At 46.8% G+C, this 2,781-nt stretch carries 2 protein-coding genes; both read left to right on the top strand.

Annotated features, from left to right (window positions below; translation table 11 throughout):
- Positions 1-295 precede the first annotated feature (295 nt).
- The gene (locus H6F50_RS14635) at positions 296-625 is read left to right on the top strand and encodes a hypothetical protein (RefSeq protein ID WP_190429260.1); all 330 of its coding nucleotides are present in this window, start codon (positions 296-298) and stop codon (positions 623-625) included.
- A 406-nt stretch (positions 626-1,031) separates the two neighbouring features.
- The coding region (locus H6F50_RS14640; protein WP_190429261.1) for a PAS domain S-box protein at positions 1,032-2,781 on the top strand (1,750 nt) is incomplete at its 3' end.

The raw sequence follows: 2,781 nt of genomic DNA on the forward strand, positions 1-2,781 counted from the left end.
ATTTGTTGGAAGTTGACTTGAGCGGAGCCATTCTGACTCAGGCAATTATGCCCGATGGCAGTATCCATGAGTGAAAAGGATTGGGAACATTTTAAGGGATGCCCAGAACCAAAGCAGAATATCGCCCAACGCGAAGAGGGCGCGGCGTTTGTCTAGAGGTATCCCTTGGCTGAATCAACGCGCGATCGCGTTCCATCTACTCTCCATGTATATGTAAAATATCTTAGGTCTACCTACTTTGCTTTCCAATAGCTGTGCGTTGACCGTTGTTGATTAATTAGAGTGTATTTGTAAAATGGGTCTTAAAATCGTCGAGAATTTTGACAGTAGTTTTGCGCTTGCGCCAGAAGCGAAAGAAGCTCTGTTCAGTTTATTAACAGGTGAAGCTTTTCTCACCCAAATTACCGAACAGACAAACTGGGAAGCAGTTGAGTTTACAGAATTACTTTTTCAACCCATTCCTTACAGCACTGCAACTCCCAAAGGAATGCCAGCAGAATTTGAAAAATATAAAGCATCTGCCGAGCATATTATCATCAACGTGCCGCCGAACTTTATGTTCAAAGCAAAAATATTTAAACCGTCTCGTCTTTGTGCCATTTATAGAAAGGCGCAGTTAAATTAAGATAGGCTAGGTGGTTGAAACCGCAGCTATACACATAAAGCTTGCCTTTTCTGGTTTAAAATTTATGATGTTTCGTTAGTCCGTGCCAAGCGGGCTTATTTTGTTTAGCCGCGATTTCCAGTTACCAGGGCTAATAAGTTGACGATGAGCGCTCCTCCATAAGTCGTCAAAGTGAGATACCCGACTTCTTGAAGAAGTCGGGTATCTGAATTCTTAGCATCTTACAAGGCAATTATTTCAAGCTTGTGCAGCGTTTATTTAAAATGGCTCCAAAAATAAAAAATAGAATTTTTAAAATAGCTAAAAATAATCCAGAAGGTAAATAGACAAAAATATTTATCTATCATAAGGTCATAAAGTGAAAACAGTTTTATCAAGTTAGTCTGAGGACTCAGCTAACAGTCCTATGTTAAAAGTGTTAAAAGTCACGCGCTCTCAACTGCAACGTTATGGTATCGCGGCTTTGTCAGTCACCTTAACGCTGCTGCTGCTTCTGCTATTGCCGCCGACTAAAACATCCATTTCACCGTTGTTTTTTGCCGCCGTGACGTTCAGTGCCTGGTATGGCGGACTGGGGCCAGGGATAGTGGCTACGATAGTGGCTGTTTTAGCTAACAACTATTTCTTCGTACCTCCGATCTATCAGCTAGCAATCAGCCGTGAGACGGACGTTCTCCAGCTAGTCATATTTAGCTTAGTCGCACTGCTGATTAGTTCGTTAAATGCAGAATTACTGGCTGCGAAGCAACGAAGTGAGGCAAGCTTATCAAAACTAGAAGTAAGCTACCGTCGCCTGATTGATACAGCTCACGAAGGCATCTGGTTGATTACCCCAAACTTGCGGACAGATTACGCGAATCAGCGGTTAGCTGAGATGTTGGGTTACAGCGTCCAAGAGATGGGCGATCGCTTTGTTTTTGACTTCATCAATCGAGAGGAACGCATCGAGGCAGAGCAACACATTGAGCGAAGTAAACAGGGAATTCGAGAGCAATTTGATTTTCGGCTTCGCCGTAAAAATGGCGAAGACCTTTGGGCAATCCTCTCCACAAACCCGATTCTCAATCGGCAAGGTGAGTTTATCGGGGTGCTGACAATGCTGACCGACATCACCAAGCGCAAACCAACCGAGAAGGCACTCCAAGAGAGCGAGAGGCGCTTCCGACGACTGGTTGAGGCGAATATTTTTGGTGTCACCTTCGCCAACTTTACCGGAAAAATCAACTACGCCAACGACGCTTTCCTGAAATTAGTCGGATATGAGCGGGAGGATTTGGTTTCGGGTCGGCTTTCCTGGGAACAGATAACACCGCCGGAATATCTGCATTTGGATGCACAGGCAGCCGAAGAACTCAAGAAAAATGGTGTCTGTACCCCATTTGAAAAAGAATATATCCGTAAAGACGGGAGCCGGGTTCCCATTCTTATTGGTGGTGCCCTGTTACAGGAACCTTACGACCAGCAACAAGAAGGGATGGCCTTCTTGATAGACATAAGCGATCGCAAGCGAGCAGAGGAAGCGCTGCAACTGCGATCGCAAGCACTCCAGAATCAGCAGCAATGGCTAGAAGACGTGCTGAATCTGTTGCCATCTGGCTTGTTGTTTATTGAGCCAGGGACGGGTCGAGTCCTCTTCGCCAACCGAGCCGCTGACGAGTTGGCAGGAGGCGAATTTCCCAAAAATAAACCAGCCGAAGAGTACCACACCGTTTACTATTGCACGGATGCGACGGGAGCGCAGATTCCCGACGAGCAAATGCCAGGGGTACGAGTGGCACGCGGCGAACGGCTCAACGGGTTTGAGATGAACTGGCACACGCCAGGAGGAATCCGTCCCTTGATGGTCTTTGCGGATACCCTGCCAGCGATGCACGGTCATTCTCCTGTCTGTGTCGTAATGTTCCAAGACATTAGCAAACGCAAGCAAGCAGAAGCAGCTCTGCGCCAGAGTGAGGAACGGTATTCTACCTTAGCGAGAGTTTCACGGGTGGGAATCTTCCATACGGATAGTCAGGGAAAGTGTTTGTATACCAACGAACGCTGGTGTGAACTTACCGGAATCACTTCAGAAGCAGCATTGGGGGCAGGCTGGGAAACTGCCCTTCATCCGGATGATCGCCAACGTATCTTTGCCGAATGGTATCAAGCCGCGCAGG

Source organism: Coleofasciculus sp. FACHB-712 (assembly GCF_014695635.1).
Taxonomy (GTDB): domain Bacteria; phylum Cyanobacteriota; class Cyanobacteriia; order Cyanobacteriales; family FACHB-T130; genus FACHB-T130.

Bases quoted from the DNA above. Each gene is read 5' to 3' on its own strand.
- H6F50_RS14635 (WP_190429260.1), top strand. From the start codon at position 296: ATGGGTCTTAAAATCGTCGAGAATTTTGACAGTAGTTTTGCGCTTGCG.